This window comes from Burkholderia stabilis, from assembly GCF_001742165.1.
Classification (GTDB): domain Bacteria; phylum Pseudomonadota; class Gammaproteobacteria; order Burkholderiales; family Burkholderiaceae; genus Burkholderia; species Burkholderia stabilis.
Genome location: NZ_CP016444.1, coordinates 521035 through 544679, shown reverse-complemented (window position 1 = coordinate 544679; position 23645 = coordinate 521035). Strand labels below are relative to the sequence as shown.

General features: G+C 65.6%; 19 protein-coding genes. 7 read left to right on the top strand and 12 right to left on the bottom strand.

What is annotated here, in order from left to right; translation table 11 throughout:
• Nucleotides 1-39 precede the first annotated feature (39 nt).
• The 7 genes from BBJ41_RS34995 to BBJ41_RS34965 form a co-directional block, all read right to left on the bottom strand.
• Nucleotides 40-1881: a DUF1302 domain-containing protein gene (locus tag BBJ41_RS34995; RefSeq protein ID WP_069750889.1), complete on the bottom strand. Its 1842-nt coding sequence runs from the start codon at nucleotides 1879-1881 to the stop codon at nucleotides 40-42.
• An 82-nt stretch (nucleotides 1882-1963) separates the two neighbouring features.
• Nucleotides 1964-3328 (bottom strand): DUF1329 domain-containing protein, encoded by a 1365-nt coding sequence (locus BBJ41_RS34990; RefSeq protein WP_069751457.1) that lies wholly within the window; start codon nucleotides 3326-3328, stop codon nucleotides 1964-1966.
• Nucleotides 3329-3596: 268 nt separating this feature from the next.
• A complete protein-coding gene (locus BBJ41_RS34985) occupies nucleotides 3597-4010 on the bottom strand; it encodes a RidA family protein (RefSeq protein ID WP_048247617.1) in 414 nt (137 codons plus the stop codon).
• A gap of 18 nt (nucleotides 4011-4028) precedes the next feature.
• On the bottom strand, nucleotides 4029-4862 hold the full coding sequence (locus tag BBJ41_RS34980) for a phytanoyl-CoA dioxygenase family protein (RefSeq protein WP_069750888.1): 834 nt from the start codon (nucleotides 4860-4862) through the stop codon (nucleotides 4029-4031).
• A 564-nt stretch (nucleotides 4863-5426) separates the two neighbouring features.
• On the bottom strand, nucleotides 5427-6116 hold the full coding sequence (locus BBJ41_RS34975) for a hypothetical protein (RefSeq protein WP_069750887.1): 690 nt from the start codon (nucleotides 6114-6116) through the stop codon (nucleotides 5427-5429).
• Between the two features lie 34 nt (nucleotides 6117-6150).
• Entirely contained in the window at nucleotides 6151-6807 is a 657-nt protein-coding gene (locus tag BBJ41_RS34970; RefSeq protein ID WP_069750886.1) for a c-type cytochrome, read from the bottom strand.
• Between the two features lie 10 nt (nucleotides 6808-6817).
• A complete protein-coding gene (locus BBJ41_RS34965) occupies nucleotides 6818-8305 on the bottom strand; it encodes a flavin monoamine oxidase family protein (RefSeq protein ID WP_069750885.1) in 1488 nt (495 codons plus the stop codon).
• Nucleotides 8306-8838: 533 nt separating this feature from the next.
• Between BBJ41_RS34965 and BBJ41_RS34960 the strand changes: the two genes are divergently transcribed.
• Nucleotides 8839-9639, top strand: coding sequence for a thioesterase family protein (locus tag BBJ41_RS34960; RefSeq protein WP_083282109.1), 801 nt, complete (start codon nucleotides 8839-8841; stop codon nucleotides 9637-9639).
• A 125-nt stretch (nucleotides 9640-9764) separates the two neighbouring features.
• Here the strand turns inward: BBJ41_RS34960 and BBJ41_RS34955 are convergent, their stop codons facing one another.
• The 5 genes from BBJ41_RS34955 to BBJ41_RS34935 all read right to left on the bottom strand — a co-directional run bounded on the left by BBJ41_RS34955 (nucleotide 9765) and on the right by BBJ41_RS34935 (nucleotide 14486).
• Nucleotides 9765-10436, bottom strand: coding sequence for a TetR/AcrR family transcriptional regulator (locus tag BBJ41_RS34955; protein ID WP_069751456.1), 672 nt, complete (start codon nucleotides 10434-10436; stop codon nucleotides 9765-9767).
• A gap of 272 nt (nucleotides 10437-10708) precedes the next feature.
• On the bottom strand, nucleotides 10709-11584 hold the full coding sequence (locus BBJ41_RS34950) for a c-type cytochrome (protein WP_069750883.1): 876 nt from the start codon (nucleotides 11582-11584) through the stop codon (nucleotides 10709-10711).
• Complete coding sequence (locus BBJ41_RS34945) at nucleotides 11585-13063, bottom strand: flavin monoamine oxidase family protein (protein WP_069750882.1); 1479 nt, start codon at nucleotides 13061-13063, stop codon at nucleotides 11585-11587. It abuts the gene before it with no gap.
• Between the two features lie 60 nt (nucleotides 13064-13123).
• Nucleotides 13124-13780, bottom strand: coding sequence for a TetR/AcrR family transcriptional regulator (locus BBJ41_RS34940; RefSeq protein WP_069750881.1), 657 nt, complete (start codon nucleotides 13778-13780; stop codon nucleotides 13124-13126).
• A 1-nt stretch (nucleotide 13781) separates the two neighbouring features.
• The gene (locus BBJ41_RS34935; RefSeq protein WP_069750880.1) at nucleotides 13782-14486 is read right to left on the bottom strand and encodes a hypothetical protein; all 705 of its coding nucleotides are present in this window, start codon (nucleotides 14484-14486) and stop codon (nucleotides 13782-13784) included.
• Between the two features lie 780 nt (nucleotides 14487-15266).
• On the opposite strand from BBJ41_RS34935, the gene BBJ41_RS34930 reads away from it, so the two are divergent.
• The 6 genes from BBJ41_RS34930 (at nucleotide 15267) to BBJ41_RS34905 (ending at nucleotide 23566) form a co-directional block, all read left to right on the top strand.
• Nucleotides 15267-16364, top strand: coding sequence for an ATP-binding protein (locus BBJ41_RS34930; protein WP_069750879.1), 1098 nt, complete (start codon nucleotides 15267-15269; stop codon nucleotides 16362-16364).
• A gap of 372 nt (nucleotides 16365-16736) precedes the next feature.
• On the top strand, nucleotides 16737-17894 hold the full coding sequence (locus BBJ41_RS34925; protein WP_069750878.1) for an efflux RND transporter periplasmic adaptor subunit: 1158 nt from the start codon (nucleotides 16737-16739) through the stop codon (nucleotides 17892-17894).
• A gap of 20 nt (nucleotides 17895-17914) precedes the next feature.
• Complete coding sequence (locus tag BBJ41_RS34920; RefSeq protein ID WP_069750877.1) at nucleotides 17915-21058, top strand: efflux RND transporter permease subunit; 3144 nt, start codon at nucleotides 17915-17917, stop codon at nucleotides 21056-21058.
• A gap of 4 nt (nucleotides 21059-21062) precedes the next feature.
• Entirely contained in the window at nucleotides 21063-22505 is a 1443-nt protein-coding gene (locus BBJ41_RS34915) for an efflux transporter outer membrane subunit (RefSeq protein WP_069750876.1), read from the top strand.
• 114 nt (nucleotides 22506-22619) lie between these two features.
• A complete protein-coding gene (locus BBJ41_RS34910) occupies nucleotides 22620-23309 on the top strand; it encodes a response regulator (protein ID WP_069750875.1) in 690 nt (229 codons plus the stop codon).
• Nucleotides 23306-23566, top strand: a complete 261-nt coding sequence (locus BBJ41_RS34905; RefSeq protein ID WP_069750874.1) for a hypothetical protein — start codon at nucleotides 23306-23308, stop codon at nucleotides 23564-23566. The genes BBJ41_RS34910 and BBJ41_RS34905 overlap by 4 nt, the downstream gene beginning before the upstream one ends.
• Nucleotides 23567-23645: the final 79 nt, after the last annotated feature.

The following is a 23645-nucleotide window of genomic DNA, read 5'->3' as shown; positions in this document are numbered from 1 at the left end:
GCGCTGCCCGACACGCGCGCTCGCTTCCGCTTGCACCCGTCAGAAGTTCCGGGTAGCAAACACACCGACGAAATTGCGGTCCGAATACGGGTTCCCCACCGACTGATGGCCGCCGAAGAACGCCGCGAAGTTGATGCCCGCCTGCCACGTCGGCGGATTCTGGTTGAACAGCACGTAGACGTTCACCGACTTCGCGCCCTGCATGTAGTTCGCGGTGAAGGTCGGCGTGTACCCGTAGAGGCCGGTGCTGAACGTCACGCCCGGTGTCACTTGCCAGCCAGGAATCAGCGAGCCGTCGTACGTCCAGTTGAAGTCGATCGTCGCGCCCACCGAACTCGACGTGCCCTGCCCTTGCGCGATCGGATAGCCGAGCCCCGAGTTGTTGTTCAACCACGGGAAATAGCCGGTGGCCGGCACCTGCGTGACCGGCTGCCCGCCCACCGTGCGCGTCACGTCCGAACCGAGGCCCGGGTAGTAGATCCACGTGAGTTCCCAGGTCAACGCGGCGGAATCCGCCGCGATCAGCTTCAGGAACGGGTACTCGCTGCGCGTCAGAGCCAGCAGCCCGTTCACGTCCAGCTGGAACTTCTTCTTGTCGGCCCACTGCTGGCAGTCGACCCCTTGTACGCCGTTCGTGATCAGGTCGGTCGGGCCGCCCGCGCCGTAACAGCTCGACAGCGCAACCGCATCGCGCGGCCGATACGACAGCTCAGTGCCGATCGCCCACGGGCCGACCCCGAAGTTCGCGCTCGCGCCGAACAGTTGCCGGTTCTGCAGATACGACCACTGGGCTGTACCGTTGGCCAGCGTCGACAGCACCGGCGACTTGTCCGTGTAGTTCAGGTAGTAGAACGCGAAGTTCGCATCGAACGAGCGCGGCGCGTAATTGAACTTCACGCCGAACTGCGGCCGGTATTTCGCGGGCAGCTGCGTCGAAACCGGAATACCGATATCGTTGAACGGCGGCCCGGCGAACGCACCGTTCACCAGCCCGTTCTTGATCGCGGTCAGCGTGTCCTGGTTGCCCGCCGCGGCCCCGCCGCCGATCGCATTGGCGATCGTGCCCACTCCCGGGCCGGCCAAGTTCGGGTTGTTCGCGTTGATCGTGAATGGTTCGGCGCCGCGGCCGATGACGTTCGCCAGCGACCAGTACGACCCGACCGGCGGGATACGGTTGCCGTTCCACTGGAACTGGTAATACGCTTCGGTGCTGAAGCCGTGGGAAAGATCGGCGGCGAGGCTCAGCATCGGCGCCGGCAGCAGCGCCTGCTTGAGCTGCGAACCCGGAATCAGCAGCTTCTGCACATCGATCGAATTGGTCGCGTTGATGCCGCTCTGCGCGTAGATGCTCTCGCCCCAGTTGATCACCTGGTTGCCGAACCGGACGTGCGCGTTGCGCCCGCCGATCGTGAAATCCTTCTGCGCCCACAGATCGAGTAGCTGCGTGTTGTACACCACCTGCGCGGCAGCCGTGCTCGACAGCGGCGTTCTGGCCGTTCTCCCGGCGAGGAAGTCGTACATACCCGTGCCGCGCACCATGAACTTGAGCCCTTCGCTCGGCATCTTCAGCAGCAGCTCGCTGGTCGCGCTCACGTAAGTGCTGAACGGCTGCCCCTTGCGGTAATTCAGGTCGCCGTTGTCGCCGTAACCCCACTGGTTCGTATTGGCGGCCGCACCACATCCGTATGCGTTCGGATCGCCGGTCAGCGAGCAGCTCGGATTCTTGGTCCGGATCCCGCCGCCCGCCGTGAGATTGCTCACCCACGACCCCTGGACGACTCCGTCCCCGAGCGTGAACTCGTACCCGTACGCAGTCGACGTTGCCGCGCCCAGCATTGCAATCGACACCGTAGTACTCTTAACGATATTGCTTGCTTTCATCGCACCACCCACCCATCTCCAGACCGGATGCCGACGGCGCGAGCGCGCACGTCGGGCCTGTTTTGTTTTTTTATTACCGCAATCAGCGTTCGCTGACCGATCTCAGCGATTCCGCCGAGTAGAAATCGGACTTGAAGCGCGGATCGTTGATCTCCTGATACCAGCGGATATCCTTGCCCTGGCCGATCGTCGACGAATCGAATACGTAACGCCCGCTCAGCACGTCGTACTGCGCCATCGGCTCGTTGTCGCAGGCACCGCCCAGCTCCCATACCGGAATCGGGTAGCTCTCGCGCACCTTCCACAGCTTGCCCTGCGCGTCGTAGTCCTCGCCGACGAGCGCGAGCCAGCTGTCCTCGTCGAGGTAGAACACCTTCTTCGACGCGACGTGGCGCGCGCTCGGCTTGACCGTCGCCTCGACGACCCATACGCGATGCATCTCGTAGCGGCGGTTCGCCGATGCGATGCCGTCCGGGGTTGCGACGTCGTGCAGCTTGCTCTTGAACTTGTACATGCCGAATGCGTTGTACGGAACGAGCAAGTCGCGCTTGCCGACGAGCTTCCAGTTGAACCGGTCGATCGAGCCGTTGAACATGTTGGCTTCGTCGATCAGGTACTGGTTCTCGAAGCCGATCAGCGGCGCGTCATGCGTATAGGCCGGCATGCGTCTCACACGGCGCTGGCCCGGAAAGTAGTAGTAGGTTTCCGAGTCCTTGTTGAAATACTGGCGCTGCACGAATGCCTGCCCGGCCAGCGCGGCCGGCGAAGTGGCCGAGAAATAGGCGGCCAGGCTGAGCTGGTCGACATCCTTCGGCCCGCTCTTGCCCGATTTGCCCGACGGGAAATAGAAGACCTGCGGGCCGATCCCGTCGATCCATTCGCCGCCGCCCGGACGCGGCGAGATGGACGTGACGACCAGCGGCCATTCGATACCGATACCCCGATACCGGTTCTCGTAGTTCAGGATCGCTTCGGCGCCGTTTTTCGGCTGGGGGAACAGCACGCCGGGCAAGACGCCCGCTTCGAGCGTTTCTCCATCCGACGCGAGCTTCGCGGCCGTGAGGTTGGCCTTCGTGTTCTGCTCGGCAAATTCCGGCAGCTGGCACTCGCGGTGCGACGGATAGACATCCATCCGGTAACCCTTGCGCTGCTTGATCAATGCGATCTGGCCGGGCGACAGATTGCTCGCGTACTTGTCGACGTTCGCGGCATCGATCGAATAAAGCGGCTTCTCGCTCCGGTGTTTCCAGAAATCGCCACGCGTCTTGCCGTATTCCCAGCCCGACTGCGGCTCCTGCTTGCCGGCGAAGGCCGGAATGGAGCCGTCCTTGCTCGCGCCGCGTTCGGCTCCTGCGGGGGTGAGGTCGTCAGCCACGGCGCTGCCGGCCATCACCAACAACGCAGCCGCGATTGCGGACACGGTTCCGATCGTGTGCTTCTTCATCATGTTCTCCTTCCGAGACTCGGCTTTCATTCACCGGTTGTGCGGTTGACGGGCGACAGGCGTTCAATCCGTTTCGTGCGGCTGGCGCGCCGCTTCATGGACAGCCATCGCGCGACCTCCGCGACCGCGAAACGCTCGACATCACCGGCCGATGTGCTCTACGTTGTAAGTAATACGAAATATTGTCGGTATTCTTCTGCCGGATGTGGCGGCGTCGAACACCCTCTTGCGTCGACGCCGCACCGGCCGCGCGAACGGCCGGGCGTCCGCGTCAGGCAGCACCGGAACCGGCCACCGCCACCGCCCGCACTTCGACACACAGCTCGGGCAGCGCGAGCTGCGTTACCCCGACCGCCGTCCACGACGGATAGCGATCCGGGAAGTATTCGTCCTTCACGGTGGTGAAGGCTTCAACCTCGGCGCGCAGATCCGTATGAAAAGTCGTCAGTTCCACCACGTCGGCAAGACTCGCGCCCGCCTCGACCAGAATCGCCTTCAGTGATTCGAACGCGATGCGCGCCTGCGCCTGCACGCCGTCGCCCGGCCGCATGTCCGCGCCGATCCCGACCTGGCCGGAAACCCAGATCGTGTCGCCCACACGCGTGGCCGGGGCGAAATGGTAGGTGTCGTACCACGCCTTGAACCCGGGTGGAATGATCTGTTGCCGCTTGCTGGTTGTTGCCATGACTGGAATCCTCCGGATTCAGACGAGTTGACGGAAGCACGGCGCGCGAAACGGGTCGCCCGCCTTCAAGGACGCGAGCTCGTCCACGAACAGCACGCCGGCCGGCGTGAAGCCGGATGCGCTGTTGTCCGGCAGCGGGCTGAACGTGGCGTCGTCGCCGAAGAAGCGCAGCACGAGCGTGTGGCGATCGGGAAACGCCGGATCGACCACGCCGCCGCCGTGCAGCACGCCGGGATGAAGCAGCAGGACGTCGCCCGGCTTCGTGGCCCACGAGATGATGTCGTACTTGCCCGGATCGGCGCGGCGCTCGGCTTCGATGTCCGGCATCCGCGGCCAGACGCCACCGCCATGCAGCGGCTCGGTGGGATCGTCGACGTTCTGGAACGTGGTGCCGTCGTGACGCACGCCGCGATGCGAACCCCGGACGATCTCGAGCGCGTTGCGCTTGGGAACGGCCTCGAAACTGATCCACGCGTTGCCGAAGTGCATCCCTGCCCACGGCAGGTACGAGGTGTCCTGATGCCACAACGAGCGTGCGCCCTTTCCGCCTCGCTTCAGGAACAGCTCCTCGGCGAAGAACCACGCGTGCTCCGATCCCCACAAGTCGGCAAACAGGCGACCGAGCGGCAGCGTGGCGACCAGCTCGTCGAGCCGTTCCTTCGCATACGGATTCGCGTTGTCGACGTGTGACCGGAATTCGGTACCGTCGAGCAGGCTCGACGCCATCGGCCCCGGGTTTTCAATACCCCAGTCGAACGCGAGCCGGCATCGGGCCAGCTGCTCCTCGTTCAACACACCCTCGATCAGAACCGCGCCGTCTTCTGCGAAAGCCCTGCGCTTGAGATCGTCCATCTGTCACCTCCTGTTGGTTCGCCCCCGCCTTGCTTGCGGGTCCGCTGTACCGTCTTGACTATAGAACGGGATAACAATGTTAGGTAATGATGATAAATTTAGAACAAAATAAAAAGAGAGGGTATTCCCGGTACGAATTCAATGCGTGGACAAAGCAGGATGCCTGGCATGCGAAGCCGATCACGGCGGCGCGCCTGCCGGCGCGCCGCTTGGCACGTACGACGAAAGGGCACGCGAAGGGCTAGTGCCCCCTCTTTCCTGTGACGATTGTTCGACGGCCTTCACATGTCGCGGTCGGCTCCGCGCCGCCCCCATCCAGAACAAGCCGGACAACGAGACGCTCGGGTCGTCGACGGATCGATGTCGACACCGCCCGACGAAGGCCTGTGAATATGCGACGGCCGATGCACGCAAGCCGCGCTCCGGCACACCGTGACTCACGCGCGCGATCGGCCGCGGTGAGTCACGGAGGCGATTCGACCCTGCGCGGCACGACGACACGACAGCCGTCTCCGGCGCGTGTCTTCGATCGACGCGAATGCTCCGATGCGCGTCGCCACGCGCTTACGCGAGGCGACGATCCCCGTTCCGTGGCGAGCGGAACCGGCTGGCGTCATGCGTCTGACCTGCGCGCTCCAGCGCGCAATAGGCGTAATACAGCACGACCGTCATGTACGACCACGTCACCAGCGCGAGTACGAAGAAGTTGAGCACGACGTTGTGCTCGTCTCCCGGTATCGGATAGAAGTCGTAGATGCACGCGATCGCCATCGAGGTCACTGCCGCGACGGTCGTCGTCATCGCGTGAAACCGCTCGCCGGCCGCCAGCAGTTTCCGCACGAAACCCGCGAGATAGATCGTCAGCCATGCCCATGCCGCGACATAGAAATACGGTTGCACTTTCGCGATCAGGCCGGACACCAGCACGACGGTGCCGACGGTGGAAATCCCGAACAGCAAGACATCCTGGCGGCCCGACGGCCTGTAGCCGCGCGTCACGGCCATCAGGCCCGCGACGGCGACGAGCGGCATCCCGAAGCCGCGGGAAAACGCATCCAGGACATGCGACACGAGCCCCGAGATTTCGAAGTGAGTCGCGAAGTAGATCAGCGCGTTGGTCGAAGAGACCGTGACGATGAGCCACTCGATCCCGAGCAGGAAATTGCGCCGCTTGAGAAACTTCCAGCCGTACGTGGCCGTCGTGGTTGCCAGCAACGCACTGGCGAAGCAAAGTACGAGCGATCTGCTGTCCATGATCAAACACTCCATTCCGATTGCATACGGTTCATCATTCCTTCTCCGGATTCAAACTCGCCAGGTACTGGGCGACGGCCTCGCGGTCTTTCGGCGACAGCGCGGCGGCGACGCGCTGCATCGTGCCGGTCGCTTCGGTTCGCGTGCCGGCGGCAAACGCCTCCAATTGCTTCAGGAGATAGTCGTGCCCCTGGCCCGCCAGTCGCGGGAACTGCGCCTGGCCCATCAAGCGGGCACCGTGGCACGCGGCACACGCCCCCTTCTCGACCAGTTGCCTGCCTTGTGCCGCCTGTTGCGGATCGGCTTCGAAGTACCGGTTGCCGCGGGCCGGCTGCCGCGCGTAGTACTCGGACAGCGACTTGATTTCGGCCTCGCTCAGGCTCATCGCCAGCGGCGCCATGTTCGGGTTGGCGCGCTTGCCGCTCGCGAAGTCGTGAAGCTGGGCCGCCACGTAGGACGCCGGTTGCCCCGCCAGGCTCGGATAACCCTGATCGACCGACGTACCCTTGACGCCGTGACAGCCGAGGCACGTGTCGGTCTGGTGCGGCCACGGTCCGCCATCGGCGCGGTACGCATCTTCCGACGCGGACACGAACTGTTGAAGGCGGTACAGATTCAACAACGTCGGCCCGAAGACGACGAGCGATACGGCGACGAGCCCCGCAATGGCGAGCAAGATGCGTTTTTTCATGATTGCTCTCCTATGCGCGACGCAGGCTGTTCAGCGCCTGCAATGCGCCCTGATGGCCCGAACGCACGGCGCCATCCATGTAGCCGGCCCAGATGTTCGCGGTTTCGGTCCCCGACCAGATCAGATTGCCGCACGGCAAATGCAGTCCCTCGCCGTGCGCAGTCCAGAAACCGGGTGGAATCGCGGACACGCACGTGATCGTCCACGGGTCGACGCGGCTCCAGTCGTGGTCGTGATACGACACGGGTGACAACGCGTCGTCACCCCACGCCTGCGCATAGATGTCCGTGAGCATGTGTTGCGCGGCCTTCCGGTCCGTCGGCAACAGCGCGTTCCGGACGAATGCATTGATGATCCCGATCTCGCCGCCCGGCGGGGAGTTGTCGTACGCCCAGATGATCGGCCCGCCGACCTGGAAGATATGGCCGTTCAACCCCTTCTCGCGCCAGAACGGACGGCGATAGACCATCGCCGTCTTGCGCGCCGGCGAGTGAGCGGGCCACGCACGCTGCAGCGACGCCCGCTTCTCGGGTAACGCCGGCTCGAACTGCACCTGGTTGCAGAGGGCCGGGTGGATGGCCATGATGACCTTGCGCGCACGCACCGCTCCACGATCGGTATGCAGCGTGACGATGTCGCGATCCCAACCGGAGATCCGGCGCACCGGGGTCGACAGGCGCACCTTGTCGCCCAGTTGCCCGGCCATCTTCGTGCAAAGGATCTGCGAGCCGCCGATGAAGCGCGTTTCCTGTGCGCTGTGCTTGATGGAGTCGAGTTGCGTGAAGTCGTTGGACGCCGAATTGATCATCGACAGGAAGTGCAGCAGCCCCATGCTGACCGGCGGAGCGCCGCCGCTCAGCGTGCACGAGCCCTCCCAACCCACCCGGTCCTCGGGCTTGATGTCCTGCGTCACCAGCCAGTCCGCCACCGACAGCTTGTCCAGCTCGCCGGCCCGGGGGGACGTCCACGGCGCGCCCGACGGCACGTCGCGCGACATCTTGCTGAGCTTCGACGATACGGCCTCGTCGGTTCCGAACGTGCCTTTCAGGTCGGCCGTCGCGCGGCCTTCGCCGCCCAGGATGACCGTCTTGCCTTCGTAGTAACTCGGGAACGTGCCGATCTCCAGCTCGCGGGCGAGATCGGCGACGGCGGTCTGACCCGGTCCGATCCATTGGCCGCCGACCTCGGTGACAAATCCGCCTTCCACGTTGTAGTTGAGGGTCCGGCCGCCGACGCGGTCGCGCGCCTCGAGCACCACAAACGATTCGCAACCGGCCTGTCGCAAGTCGCGCGCGGCCGTCAGTCCGGCCAGCCCCGCGCCGATGATGACCACGTCGAGCACGTCGCCCGGCGTGCCGGACGTGTCGCCTTCGCCGGCGCTCGCCTGCCGCGCGCCGATCGCAAGCGTGCCCACGGCGGCGGCTGACGCGCCCGCATACTTGAGCCACTGCCTCCGATGCAAATCGGCTGCTCCATTGGGGAAAGACTTCTTTGGCATTTTGTCTTGGCTACTGCAATGAAAGTCGCTCGGGAGCCGTCCATCAGGATGACGAACGATAGGCGGCCCGTTCGGCACGTCGTTCCAGACCGATCGGAGTGCGGCCGTTACTCCCGCCCCGCTCGTAGCGCAAGGCAAGTCGACGAACCACGCAATCCATTTGTAGGAATATGTGACAAACGTAGGTCATGATACATATAACCAAAATAAAAAAAAGACGGGGGATTACCCTGCCTTCGGAGGACCGTCTGACGCGTGCGGACGACGATGCGCGAAGCAGGTCATTCATCGCACGAATGCATGCCGATTCACAAAATAAACTTCAATGCGGCGCACGTGCCCGCTATGCTCGCGGTCGCGAATCCTCGCAAGAAATCGCATCGATCCGCCGGCAATGGCATTGCCGCATGGCATTCACACGCTCGATCACGGCAACCCATGCGCGGTAGCGACTCGCGTGCACGTCGCGGTGCGCGTGCCGCTCAATTCGATTCCCCATCCCGTCGACGGGGCATGGCTTCACAGGAACAGGAATGTCAGGCGCCTGCGTGGAAATACCCGTCGATATCTCGTCTCGATTCAACGTCCTCGGCTATCCGAACGGGGGCTACCTCACGCGGCTGGCAGCCGAGACGCTCGCCGGCCGAAGCGCGCACCCCGACCTGCTGTCGATCAACGCGAGTTTTCTCGGCCATCCCGTTTCCGGCCCTGCAACGGCCCGCATCGTCGAACTGGGATCGACGAAAAGCCTGTCGCGCGCGACGTTGTCGCTGATACAGGAAGGCGAACTCAAGGCGTTCTACGTGGCGACGTTCAGCGACTTCTCCCGGACGACCGGCGCCACGGCGTCGCACTGCGCGGGACCGCAGCTGCCGGCCACGCCTTATCGCTCGTGCGTGAGCATCGACACGCTGGCGATCCCCGATCCGATGCGCTCGTTCATCTCGCAGTTCGACCTGCGTCTCGCACCTGGTGCATTGCAGAACGGCGGGCTGGAACGCACCGCCACCATCGAGGGATGGATTTCTCTGGATAACGAATCATTACCGACGCTCGCGTCGCTGACCCTCTTCGCCGATGCGTTCCCGCCACCGATCTACAACGTCATCGATCGCGCCGAGTGGGGATCGGTGCCGACGATCGAATATGCGGTACACCTCAAGGCCGCGCCCGGCCCCGGGCCGATCCACGCACGCTTCCTGACGAAGGACGTCCGCCATGGCCTGCTGGTCATCGATGGTGAATTGCGGGATACGGGCGGGCAGCTCGTGGCGGAATCGCGTCAGCTGGCGAAATTCCGCGGAACGCTCGGCAACCGGCCTCGGGCAAGCTGAATGCCCACCCTGCGCGTCGCCATCGTCAAACGCAGCGCCCGCCACGCGGGATCACGCGCGGCGCCAAAAGAAAAAAGACAGGGACATGCCCTGTCTTCCTGTGTCACCTGGTCAGGCTGCGACCGCTATCGGCTCTTGCCGCCGGACGCCTTGCCCTCCACCAGGCTGTACGCCGACGCCAGGAACCTCGCATCGAGCCCGTCCGTCTGCCGTCCCATCGTGTACTGGAGCGCCAGCCCGTCGGCCATCGCGACGAGCAGCATCGCGACGTGCTCGCCATCGGCCGCCTTGACGCCCGGATTCACCGCACGGACGAGCGCGGCAATGGCTTGCGTCAAGGACGCATACCATTCGTCGATCAGCCGAGCGCATTCGGGATCGATCGACGCGAACGAAACGAAGTGGGCCCACAGGGCCGTGCCCTTGACGTCCTTCGCATTCTCGAGCGCCATGCCGAGCAATGCATCGAGCGTTTCACGCGGCGGCGCGCCGCTTTCGAGCGCGCGCTTCAGCGCGCTCAGGTAGGCCTCGATCTCGGGCTCCATGACCGCCCGAAGCACGGCAAGCCGCGTTGGAAAGTAGTACTGGAGGTTGCTGACGCTGATGCCGGCGCGCTGCGCGACCGCGCGCTGGGAAAACTCCAGCGCACCGCCCTCGAGCAGGAGTTTCCGCGCCACGCGCACGATGAGTTTGCGCGTCCGAACGCCCTGGGCCCGAAGGCCTTCAGGCTGCGCGCCGGTGGGTGCAGCACTCGATGTGCGCCGTTTCCTGGTCGGTTGCTCAATAGGCACTGTCATCGCTTCCGTCATGATCCGGGCGTTCCCGCCCTCCTGATGTGATAGGACCGGCGTATCGCCGGTCGCGAACGACTATACCCGATGCCGACACCAATTTCCATCCGGGGCGCCGCCGGCCGGCGGCTCGCGGCCGCGGCCTCCGTCCGTCGCGGCGCGTGGCATCGCGCGCCATGTCGCGGCCGCCGGGGCCGCCCCTTGCCTGCCCGCTCCACATCGGCGCCGGGGTCCGACGGCGCCGTCGTCACAAGCAGCCGGGATCGCCTCTCCCGGCGTTACCTGACGCCGCCGTCGCGCCCGGAAGACACGTTGGCCAGGTAGTACGCCACGGCACGGATGTCGTCGCCGGACAACCTGGCGACAGCGGCATGCATCGCACCGGCCGGATCGGCTCGACTCCCGGCCTTGATGGCCGTGATCTGCTTCACCAGATCCGCTTCGCCGTGATTCGCGAGGCGCGGCGCAGGATCCACCGATGCGGCGGCGGCCGCGGCGTGCGTCGGCGCGATACCCGCCAGGTAATGCGCGACGGCCCGGATGTCTTCGTCCGACAATGCAGCGGCCACCCCGTTCATCGCGCCTGTTTCGTCATGTCGCTTGCCCGCCCGGAACGCGACGAGCTGGTCCGCGAGATAGGCCTCGCCCTGCCCCGCGAGGCGAGGCGCGCGCTCGTTGCCCGTCAGGCCCGCGCCGTGGCACGCGACGCAGCTCCGCGTCTGCACCACCGACATGCCGCGCGAGGCCAGTGCCGCGTCGACGCGGATCTTCTCGTTCTGGACCGGCGCCTGGCGCGCGAAATACTCGGCCAGCAGCTTCATCTGTTGCTCGTCCATGCCGCGCGCAAGCGGCCCCATGTACGGGTCCGGCCGGCGGTCGCTGGCGAACGCGCGCAACTGGGCTTCGATGTAGGCCGCCGGCTGGCCGGACAGCGCCGGATATCCGCCGTTACCGGATTGCCCGCGCGGGCCGTGACAGATAAAACACGTCTCCTGCGGCTGAGGCCACGGGCCGGCATCGGCCCTGAGCGTGTCGGCCTCGCCGTCCAGCGCCTTCCCGAAGCGGTAATAGCCGTACAGATCGGGCCCGAACAGTACGCCTGTCGCCGACACGGCGGCGACCACGACAACACCGATGATCCATGCTCGCTTCACTCAAACCTCCGTCGTCCGATGCGCGAGCGCACCCAAAACCTGCAGTGCGGCGCGATGCCCCGAACGCACCGCGCCATCCATCGAGCCGGCCCAGATGTCGGCCGTCTCCGTTCCGGACCAGATCAGCCGCCCGGCCGGCGGGTGCAGGTACTCGCCCCACTTCGTCCAGAAGCCGGGCGGAATCGGATGAATGCAGGTCAGCGACCACGGGTCCACCTTGCCCCAGTCGAAATCGTGGAACTGCGTCGGGCGCAGCGCCTTGTCGCCGAGCGCCTGCGCGTAGATCGCGGAAAGCGTCCGTTCCGCCACCTTCGCGTCGCTCGCGAGCGCGCCCGGTGCGATGAAGCCGTTGATGACCCCGATCGAGGCGTCCGGCGGCGAGTTGTCATAGGCCCACAGCAGCGGACCGTTGACCGGGATGACCTGACCGTTGCACCCGTCGTCCCGCCAGAACGGCCGGTCGTAGACGTGAACCGTCTTGCGCATCGGCGCATAAGCGGGCCACAGGCGTTGCAACTGCGCGCGGCCATCCGGCAGCGGCGGGTCGAACACGACCTGATTGCACAGCGCCGGATTCAACGCGACGATCACGCGGCGCGCGCGCACGACGCCCTGGTCGGTATGGAGCTCGACGACCTCGCGATTCCAGCCGGAAATCCTGCGCACCGGGCAGGACAGCTTCACCCGTTCGCCCAGTTCGTTCGCCATCCTGATGCTCAGCACCTGCGAACCGCCGACGAAACGCGATTCCTGTGCGCCCCCCTTGATCGACTCGAGCTGGTCGTAGTCGCTGTTCGCGCTGTTGATCGTCGCCAGGTAGTGCAGCAAGCCGAGCTGCGCCGGCGCCGTGCCGAGCGACAAACGGGCCGCCAGGCTGAACGAGAATTTCTCCTCGTTGGTCAGGCCTTGCTGCGCGAGCCACGCGCCCAGCGACAGTTTGTCGAGCGCCGCCGCATTCGGCGCTTTCCACGGTGCCGCCGAAGGCACGTTCTTCGCCATCGCGTTGAGCCGGGCCGCGATCGTGCCGTTGCCGCCCACCGTGCCCTGCGTGTCCTGGGCCACCCGCGCACCGTCCGCCAGGTACACCGTCTTGCCGGCGTAGTACGTGTCGAAGGTATCGACGTTCAGCTCGCGCGCGAGATCGACGATCGCCGTCTGGCCGGGGCCGAACCACTGCCCTCCCGCCTCGGAAACTCTCCCGCCGCCGAGGTCGTGGTTGTAGGTTCGCCCGCCGACGCGATCGCGCGCCTCGAGCACGACGAACGATTCGCATCCGGCACGCTTCAGGTCGCGCGCGGCGGTCAGCCCCGCGAGCCCCGCGCCGATGATCGCGACGTCGAGCACGCCGTCGTTCCCGGTGACCGCGCCGGCCGCTTGCGCGAGCGACACTTCACCGGCCGCGAGCGACGCCGCGCCCACCGCTGCGAGGCGGAGTATGTTGCGCCGGGTCTGGGCATCCGGCCCGGGTTTGCGATTCATTTTTATGTTCATTCCGTCCTCGTCAGTTTGTCCTTGCACCGGTACGCGGCGATCGCAAGGTCATTCCATCGTCTCGTCGCAAGGGCAGCCCGCGAACACCCGTGTCACCGCCGCGTCGACCCATGCATCGGTCAGGTGCCACCGTCCGCTCGCGCCGTCGGGCAACACGTCGTCGCCCAGCCCCGTCAGGCCGAGCGTCAGTAACTCGATCGGCAACGGCAGTCGCGCGCCGGCGCACGCCGAACCCCGATCCCGCCGCGCGTTCAGAAATGCAGCGAACTGAACGCGGAACAGCCGGTCGTGCACGGACAGGAGTGCCGCTTCCATCCACATGACGCAGGCGTCCGGCTGGCGATAGCGTTGCCTGAAGTACGCGTGCATCGCACGCTCCATCGCCTCGCGGTCGTTGCCGGCCTGGACGATGCGCATCAGTTCACGTTCGACGTCTTCGTGATCGCGCCTCAACAACTCGAGCAGTACGACCGTCTTGTCGCGGAAATTCGAATAGAACGCACCGCGCGTATAACCGGCTGCGAGGGCAATGCTTTCGATGCTCGCCGCCTCGTAGCCCTTTTCGGCGAAAATCGTGCGTGCCGCTTGCAGCAAACGCTCCCGCGACTCGCCGTCGCGTTTCCTTCCGCGCCGAGGCGTCGTCTTCATCGCATGTCCCGCCTGATCCGCGCCGGGTGCCGCATACGCTTTCAGATCCTCATTCATGTCAGGATTCCTGTTCGAATGAGGTAAATTCACGCCACCGGAGCATGACTTCAGCGCCGGCCGTTTCGACATGACGCTTCCGTTCCAGCGCGCAGTACGCGTAATAGATCGAGACCGCGAAATACGACCACGTCAGCAGCGCCAGCACGGGAAAGCTGAATACGGCGCCGTGCGTATTGCCAGGCATCTTGTACAGGTCGTCGACATACGCGACGACCAGCGACAGCACGAGCGCCAGCGTCGTCGTCATCGCGTGCAACGCCTCCCCGGCGCGCAACAGCCGCACGACGAAATAAACCAGATAGAGCGCCATCAACGCCCACATCGCTACATAGAAATACGGCAGAACGACATCGACGAACTCGAGCGTCATCAGCACCATCGTTCCCACCACGGCCATCCCGAACAACATCACCACCTGCTGGGCCATCGGCCTGTATTCGTGCGTGACGGCCATCATGCCGGCAGCCGCGATCACCGGGATGCCGAACCCTCTCGTGAACATGTCCAGGAAGTGCGCTACGCCGGACGAGCCTGACCAGCCCGTCGCCATGAAAATCAGCGCGTTGATGGCGGACGCCGCAACGACCCACCAGGCGGCCCCGAGCAACGGGTTGCGCTTCCGGACGAACTTCATGCCATAGGTGCCCGTCACCCACGCCAGCAAGGCAACGGACAACGCGATGTCGGGAGATCTGAAATCCATCATGAAACTTCCTGTACCGATTCGGTTCGATGCTTCATTTGTTTTCCGGATCAACGCTCGCCGGACGCGATAGCGCACGCTCATCGGTGTGCTCATGCTTCCCGCTCGCACCGGCAGCAACACCCCACACCTCCTCGATCCTCGCCCCTTCCATCGAACCCCGCCGGGTCAAGCGAGCTGAAACACTCCGACGATAGAAAACGTTGACCAATATAGGTCATGATACATAACAAATGGCCACGAAAAAAAGGCAGGGTATTCCCCTGCCTCGAAAGCGCGCGGATCGCGTGGATTCATCCGGCAGGCATCGGGCCAGCCGATGGCTCGACACCCCTGTCTCCCCGCGTCGCGCGGCAACGTCAGCGGCGCTCGCATTCCAACGCATACCGAACCATCGTGTCATCCGACGGCCAATTTCGTGCGGTAACATTGCGAGTCGATGGAGTGAACAGCAAGAACCAAAGCGGACACCATGACTGAAGAATCCATACCGTCCCGCGCAAATCGAGCCGTTCGGCCGCCGTCCCTATCGGTCGGGAGCGATCCCGTTGATACAAGCCCGGCCCGCTCCGGTCCCGGGCGACATGACGTCTCCGGCACACCTGCAGCCGGGAATCTCGACACGCCGAGGCCCGCCGCGGCCTTCCGCGCCACAACGGCAGCCCCTGGCCGGAACCCCGCTCGCGCGACCCGGTCATGCCTCTCACCAGACGCCAAGGCAATCACACCGCGCAACTTTCCCGTCTTGAATCGACGCAACGCCACGCTTGGGAGCACGAAATGAAGCTCGGAGGGCTGGGCCGCAAGATTGCGGTATCGATGGCGGAGCTGGCGCTCGGCATCACGTTGATCGTCGTGCTGATGCTCTATGCGTTCTACTACGTGATGCTCCGGCACTGGAGCGAGGTTTGCTACCAGGCGGGCTGGTTTCCGTCCAACCCCGAGTGGATCTGGCTGGGCATCACCATCGTGATCGGCCTGGCACTCGCGATCGTCGTATCGGCTCGACTCGCACACCGGATCCTGGTGCCGCTCAACTCCGTCGCGGACAGCATTCGCCGCGTCGCCAAAGGCGATCTGACCGCGCGCGCCGTCGCCGGCGATCGATCGATGCGCGAAGCCGCGCTGATCGCGGACGACTTCAATGCACTCGCGGCCCAGTTGCAGCGGATGACGGACGAACAGGCGTTCTGGAATGCCGCGATCGCTCACGAACTGCGTACGCCGGTCACGGTCCTGCGCGGGCGGTTGCAGGGGCTCGCGGAAGGCGTCTTCCAGCCGGGCGAGGCGCTGTTCCGAAGCCTGTTGACCCAGGCGGAAGGACTGACGCGCCTGATCGAGGATCTCCGCGTGATCAGCCTCGCTGAAAGCGGGCATCTGAGCGTCAGCATCCAGGAGACCGATCTGGCGACGCACGTCAGGGCGGTCGTCGAGGTGTTCGAGGATTCGCTGGCCGCGGCCGGCCAACGCATGGTGCTCGATCTCGATACGCGGCCCATACACTGCGACCCGTTCCGGATGCGCCAGGCGCTGCTCGCACTGCTGGAGAATGCGCGGCGCTATGCGGTCCCCGGCGCGATACGCATTCACACGCGCGTCGAAAACGGCGCGTGTCGCTTGCTGGTCGAGGACGAGGGGCCGGGCATTCCGGCCGATTGCGCGGCCCGGATTTTCGATGCATTCCGGCGCGTGGACGATACACAATCCAACCAGAAGGGCGGCAGCGGCCTGGGGCTTGCGGTGGTCGCCGCCATTGCGCAGGCGCACGACGGAGAGGCATCGTGTCGCCCGACGGCATGCGGCGGCACGGCGTTCGAATTGCGCTGGCCCGACAGCCCCGCATCGCCGCGCATCGCGACACCGAACCGGAGGACGTGACGTCTGCCACGCCACGCGCCGTCGACAACGATCCATACTGAATCTCGCGGCGAGCCGTCGACACGCCCCCCGCGCCGGCCTGCCGCCCCGCATCCTCGCGTCCACGCCCGCCACCGCCGACGGCATGCACGGCCGCCGCCATTTCATCAGATGATTGCGGGATTCCCGCCCCGCGCTCCCCGCTTCCGCATACCGCCAGATCGCCCGAAGGCCCGTCTCTTCGGGCTCGGCCCGCCTTCGCATCGCCCTCCCGCGATTCTTTCGCCGCCTCCATCAAACCTCCATCTTTCCGCACAAAAAACTCCATCGGGCGCACGCACACTGCGAACCGAAAATGCGGGCCATTGGGTGCCTGCGTCCCAAGGAGTCCACATGAAGAATCAGAAAAGAGCCTGCTACAGCGCCGTGTGCGCGCTGGTGGCGGCGATGCTGGCGGGTTGCGGGCCCTCCGAACAGCAGGCCGCTGCGCCGGCCATCCCGGTTGCGGCGATGACGCTGGCGGCCGCACCGCTCGACCTGACCGAAGACCTGCCCGGCCGCGTCGCGGCCCACCGGATCGCCGAGATCCGGCCGCAGGTCAGCGGTATCGTGCAACGACGGCTGTTCGAACAGGGCTCGGAAGTGCGGGCGGGCGAGCCGCTGTTCCAGATCAACCCGGCGCCGTTCAAGGCCGACATGGACACGGCCGCGGCGGCCCTGCAACGTGCGCAAGCCGCGCTCGAACGGGCCAAGGTGCAGACCACGCGACTCAAGCCGCTGGTCGAAGCCGACGCGATTAGCCGGCAGGTCTACGACGACTCGGTGTCGCAGCGCGACCAGGCTGCCGCCGACGTCGCGCAGGCCCGCGCGACGCTCGCGCGCCGCCAGCTCGACCTGAAGTTCGCGACCGTCGAGGCGCCGATCACGGGCCGCATCGACCAGGCCCTCGTGACCGAAGGTGCGCTCGTCGCCAGCAGCGACAGCCAGCCGATGGCACGCATCCAGCAGATCGACCAGGTCTATGTGGACGTACGCCAGCCGGCCGCGTCGCTCGATTCGCTGCGCGGCGCGCTCGCCGGGCAGCCGGACACCGCTGGCAACGGGCTGCCGGTCGACGTGCTGCGCGACGACGACTCGCGCTACGACGTGAAGGGCCGCATGCTGTTCTCGGGCGTCAACGTCGATCCGGGCACCGGCGACGTGCTGCTGCGCGTGCTGGTCGACAACCCGAAGCGCGAACTGCTGCCGGGCATGTACGTGCGTGCCCGCATCCCGCGCGCGCACTACGCCAACGCGCTGACCGTGCCGCAGCAGGCGATCGTGCGCGCCGGCGGCAAGACGCAGGTCTGGGTGCTCGACGCGAAGGGCGCCGCGCATCTCAAGGGCGTCGAAGTCGGCGAGCTGACGCACCGCAGCTACCGCATCAAGTCGGGTCTGCAGGCGGGCCAGAAGGTCGTCGTCGAAGGCATGGAGCGCCTGAGCGACGGCGCGGCCGTGACCGCGACCGCATGGAAGGCGCCTGAAGCGGTCAAGACCGCTTCCGCGCACTGAGTCACGGGGAGCCTCCAGTCATGTCTCAATTCTTCATCCGGCGCCCGGTCTTCGCGTGGGTGATCGCCCTCTTCATCATCCTGCTGGGCCTGATCGCCATCCCCGAACTGCCGGTTGCGCGCTACCCGTCGGTCGCGCCGCCGACCGTCACCATTACCGCCACCTACCCGGGCGCCACGCCGCAAACGATGAGCGACAGCGTGCTGAGCCTCATCGAGCGCGAGCTGTCCGGCGTGCGAAACCTGCTGTACTTCGAATCGTCGGCGGATACGTCCGGCCAGGCGCAGATCACCGCGACCTTCAAGCCCGGCACCGATTCGGCGATGGCGCAGGTCGAGGTTCAGAACAAGCTCAAGTCGGTCGAACCGCGCCTGCCGCCCGTCGTGCGTCAAAACGGCGTGATCGTGCAGTCGGCTGCAACGGGCTTCCTGCTGTTCGTCGGCCTGAAGTCGGAAAGCGGCCGCTATGACGAAAATGCGCTGGCCGACTACATGGCGCGCAACGTCGTCGAGGACCTGCGACGTGTCGAAGGCGTCGGCAAGGTGCAGCTGTTCGGCTCCGAACAGGCGATGCGCATCTGGGTCGATCCGCAGAAGCTGATCACCTACGGCCTGTCGATGAACGACCTGACGACGGCCGTCAGCCAGCAGAACGTGCAGATCGCCCCGGGCAGCCTCGGTGCGGCGCCCGCCCTGCCGGGCCAGCGCGTGACGGTGCCGCTTACCGCGCAAGGCCAGCTCACGTCGCCGGAACAGTTCGCGAAGATCGTGCTGCGCGCGAATGCGAACGGCTCGAAGGTCGTGCTCGGCGATGTCGCGCGGGTCGAACTCGGCCCGCAGGCATTCACCTTCGTCAACAGCGAGAACGGCAAACCCGCCACCTTCGCCGGCGTGCAGCTGGCGCCGGGCGCCAATGCGGTGAAGACCGCCGAGGCCGTGCGCGAGCAACTGGACATGATCGCCAAGACCATGCCGGCCGGCATGACCTACTCGATCCCGTTCGATACCGCGCCGTTCGTGAAGATCTCGATCGAGAAGGTGATTCACACGCTGCTCGAAGCGATGGTGCTCGTGTTCCTGGTGATGTACCTGTTCCTGCAGAACGTGCGCTACACGCTGATCCCGGCGATCGTAGCGCCGGTGGCGATGCTCGGCACCTTCACGGTCATGTTGATGACAGGCTTCTCGATCAACGTGCTGACGATGTTCGGCATGGTGCTCGCGATCGGCATCATCGTCGACGATGCGATCGTCGTCGTGGAGAACGTCGAACGCCTGATGGTGGAAGAAGGCCTGTCGCCGAAGGACGCGACGATCAAGGCAATGAAGGAAATCACCGGCGCAATCATCGGCATCACGCTGGTGCTGACGGCCGTGTTCCTCCCGATGGCGATGTCGAGCGGCTCGGTCGGCGTGATCTATCAGCAGTTCACGCTGTCGATGGCCGTGTCGATCATGTTCTCGGCCCTGCTCGCGCTGACGCTGACCCCCGCCCTGTGCGCGACGATGCTCAAGCCGATCGAGCACGGCCACCACGAGAAGCGCGGCTTCTTCGGCTGGTTCAACCGCCGCTTCGACCGCCTCACGGATTGGTACGAAACGCGTGTCGGCCGCCTGGTCGGCCGCACGGGCCGCGTGATGCTGCTGTTCGTCGCGATTTCCGCCGCGCTGGTGTTCGGCTTCCGCATGCTGCCGTCGTCGTTCCTGCCCGAGGAAGACCAGGGCTACTTCATGACCGGCTTCCTGCTCCCGGCGGATTCGACCGTCGAGCGCACGGGTGACGTGGTCAAGACCCTCGAGAAGCATCTCGCGTCGCGTCCGGCGATCCAGTCGAGCATCTCCATCATCGGCTACGGCTTCTCCGGCCTCGGCTCCAACGCGGCGCTGAACTACTCGGTGCTCAAGGACTGGGACAAGCGCGAGGGTTCGTCCACGCTGGAAGAAGCGATGCGCGCACAGGCAGCAATGGGCGGCGTGACGGAAGGCACGGTCATGAGCCTGTTGCCGCCGGCGATCGACGGGCTGGGCACCAGCTCGGGCTTCACGATGCGCCTGCAGGATCGCGCCAACCAGGGTTACGCGGCGCTCAAGGCGGCTGAAACCAAGCTGCTCGAACTGGCCGCGCAAAGCAAGGTGGTGACCGGCGTCTATCCGGACAGCCTGCCGGCCGGCACGAGCGTGCGGCTGGACATCGACCGCGAGAAGGCCGAAGCGCTCGGCGTGTCGTTCACGACCATCAGCGACACGCTGTCGGCCGCGATGGGCTCGACCTACGTGAACGACTTCCCCAACGCGGGCCGCATGCAGCAGGTGATCATCCAGGCCGATGCCCCGGCACGCATGCAGATCGAAAACGTGATGAAGCTCTACGTGCGCAATGCGACCGGCGGCATGGTGCCGCTGTCCGAAGTGGTGCATCCGGTCTGGTCGGAAGCCCCGCTCCAGATGGTGCGCTTCCAGGGTTACCCGTCCGCACGTATCTCCGGCGGTTCGGCTCCCGGCTACTCCAGCGGCGCGGCCATGGCCGAGATGGAGCGTCTGGCGGCGCAGTTGCCGCCGGGCTTCACGGTGGCATGGACCGGCCAGTCGCTGCAGGAGCGTGAATCGGCATCGCAGGCGCCGATGCTGATGGCGCTGTCGATGATCGTCGTGTTCCTGGTGCTCGCGGCGCTCTACGAGAGCTGGGCGATTCCGTTGTCGGTGATGCTGGTGGTGCCGCTCGGCCTGATCGGCGCACTCGGCGCGGTGATGCTCCGCGGGCTGCCGAACGACGTGTTCTTCAAGGTCGGGATGATTACCGTGATCGGCCTGTCGGCGAAGAACGCGATCCTGATCGTGGAGTTCGCGAAGCAGCTGCGCGAGGAAGGCAAGGGGCTGATCGAGGCTGCCGTGCAGTCGTCCAAGCTGCGCCTGCGACCGATCCTGATGACGTCGCTCGCGTTCGGGCTCGGCGTGGTGCCGCTCGTCATCGCCTCCGGCGCCAGCTCCGAGACGCAGCATGCGATCGGTACCGGCGTGCTGGGCGGCATGATTACCGCCACCGTGCTGGCCATTTTCTTCGTTCCGGTCTTCTTCGTGTTCGTGATGAGCATCCAGGAACGCATCTCGGCATGGCGCGCATCCGGCAAGAAGCCCGCCACCGTGACCCATGAACAAGAAGGTTGATGCCATGCGATTGCTCATTCTTTCCGCTGCGGTTTCCGCCGCCCTCGCGCTGTCGGCGTGCTCGATGGCGCCGAAGCTGGTCAAGCCCGAAATGCCGGTGCCGACCGCCTATACGACCGCAGCCGCGGCCGAGCAGCACGCGAACGCGGCCGATCTCGGCTGGCGCACGATGTTCGGCGACCGTCGCCTGCAGCGCCTGATCGAGCTCGCGCTCGACAACAACCGCGACCTGCGCCTGGCCGCGCTGAACGTCCAGGCCGCCGAAGCGCAGTACGGCATCCAGCGTTCCGCGCGCCTGCCGTCGATCGGCGCCGGCGCGAGCTTCACGCGCCAGCGTACGCCGGCCGACTCGCAATCGAACCCGCCGATATTCGAGACGACGCAGAACCAGTACGGCGTGAACGTCGGCGTCAGCGCGTTCGAGATCGACCTGTTCGGTCGCGTCAAGTCGCTGTCCGATGCGGCGTTCGCGCGCTACCTCGCGACCGATCACGGCCGCCGCGCGGTGCAGATCGCGCTCGTCGGCTCCGTGGCCAACGCGTATTTCGCCGAGCGTCTCGCGCAGGAACAGCGTGCGCTGTCCGAACGCACGCTGAACGACTGGCGCCAGTCGCTCGACCTCGCGCGCCGGCTCAAGCTCGCGGATCAGGCGAGCGGCGTCGACATCGCGCAGGCCGAAGGCCAGGTCGCGAGCGCCAGCGCCGATCTCGAAGCGCGTTCGCGCGCCGTCGAGCAGGCGGGCAACGCGCTGCGGCTGCTGGTCGGCACCGACCTGCCGAAGAACCTGCCCGACCCGTTGTCGCTGGAACGCCAGCCGGTGATGACGCAACTGCCCGCCGGCCTGCCGTCTGAATTGCTGTATCGCCGGCCGGACATCCAGCAGGCCGAGCAGAACCTCGTCGCCGCCAACGCCGACATCGGCGCGGCGCGCGCGGCGTTCTTCCCCCGCCTGTCGCTGACCTCGTCGATCGGCTTCCTGAGCCCGGGGCTGGGCAGCCTGTTCGCCGGCGGCCAGAACGTGTGGAGCTTCGCACCGCAGGTCACGTTGCCGACCTTCCAGGGCGGCCGGCTGCGCTCCGAACTGAATCTCGCGGAAGTGCGCAAGTCCAGCGCGGTCGTCGAGTACGAACGCTCGATCCAGACCGCGTTCCGCGAAGTGGCCGACGGTCTCGCCGGGCGCGAGACGTTCAGCCGCCAGATCGACGCGCAGACCAGGGTCGTCAAGAGCGCCGAGCGCCGTACCGATCTCGTGAACCTGCGCTATCGCGCCGGCATCGAGGATCGGCTGGAACTGCTCGACTCGCAGCGGCAGCTGTATGCCGCGCGTCAGGCGTTGCTGGATCTGCGCAACGCCGAACTGGGCAACGCGGTCGCGCTCTACAAGGCACTCGGTGGCGGCCTGACCGACACCGATGTGCCGCCCGCCAACGACGTGGCGAACAACTGAGCAGCGAGTCGTCGCCCATCCGTTCGCGACGACTGAACGCACGGTGAAGTCCGGCGGCGCACGTGCCGCGCCGCCGGCCTGCCTACATGGTCACGTTCACTTCCAGTGATACCGATGAACCCTCTGATACTCATCGCCGAAGACGAGCCGGAGATCGCCGAAATACTCGACGCCTACCTCGCTCACGACGGCTTTCGCACCTATCGCGTCGGTCACGGCCAGGCCGTGCTCGACGTGCAGCCCGTTCTGAAACCCGACCTGATCCTGCTCGACATCTGGATGCCGAAGAAAGACGGCTGGGAAGTCCTGGTCGAACTGCGACGCCGCGGCGACACGCCGATCGTCATCATCACGGCGCTCGACCGCGAAATCGATCGCTTGCAGGGGCTGCGCTTCGGCGCGGACGACTACATCACGAAACCGTTCAATCCGGCCGAGGTGGTCACGCGCATCCGCGCGATCCTGCGCCGTCTGGAAACGGCCGCGGCGGGACGCTTCATCAAGGTCGGCAACCTCGAAATCGATACGCAAAGCTATCTGACCACGGTCCGCACGGACACCGGGGAAACCGGCGTCGCGTTGACGCTGACCGAATTCCGGCTGCTCGCCCACCTGGCCGGCTCGCCGAACCGCGTGTTCACGCGCGGCGAACTGATCGATGCCTGCCTCGCCGACGTCGATGCGCTGGAACGTACCGTCGACAGCCATATCAGCCGGTTGCGCAAGAAGCTCGAATGCGCCGGCGCGTCCGGGATGCCGGAGGTGATGCGCGGCGTCGGCTACCGGCTGCGCAGCACCCCGTGAACACGCAGCATGGATCGCGGCCGCGCGTTGCACGGATCATCGGTCTCCTGACGATCGCTGTCGTACTGACGATCGCGACCGGGTGGTTCGTCGTCTACGGCCTGATCCTCGTCGTTTCGTCTCCTGCGACCGACAACCCGATCGCGGTTGTGATCCGGGAGACGCCGAGCTATCTGGTGCTCGCCGCCGTGCTGCTGGCCGGGCTGGCCGCGACGGTGATCGACCTCGTCAAGCTGGCGCGCAGGGCACGTTCATAACCCGTCGCACCGCATTCGCCGCCCGGCATGGCTGCCCGGCGGCCTGCGCCTTTTGATCGCGGCTCCATCATTTCTCCAT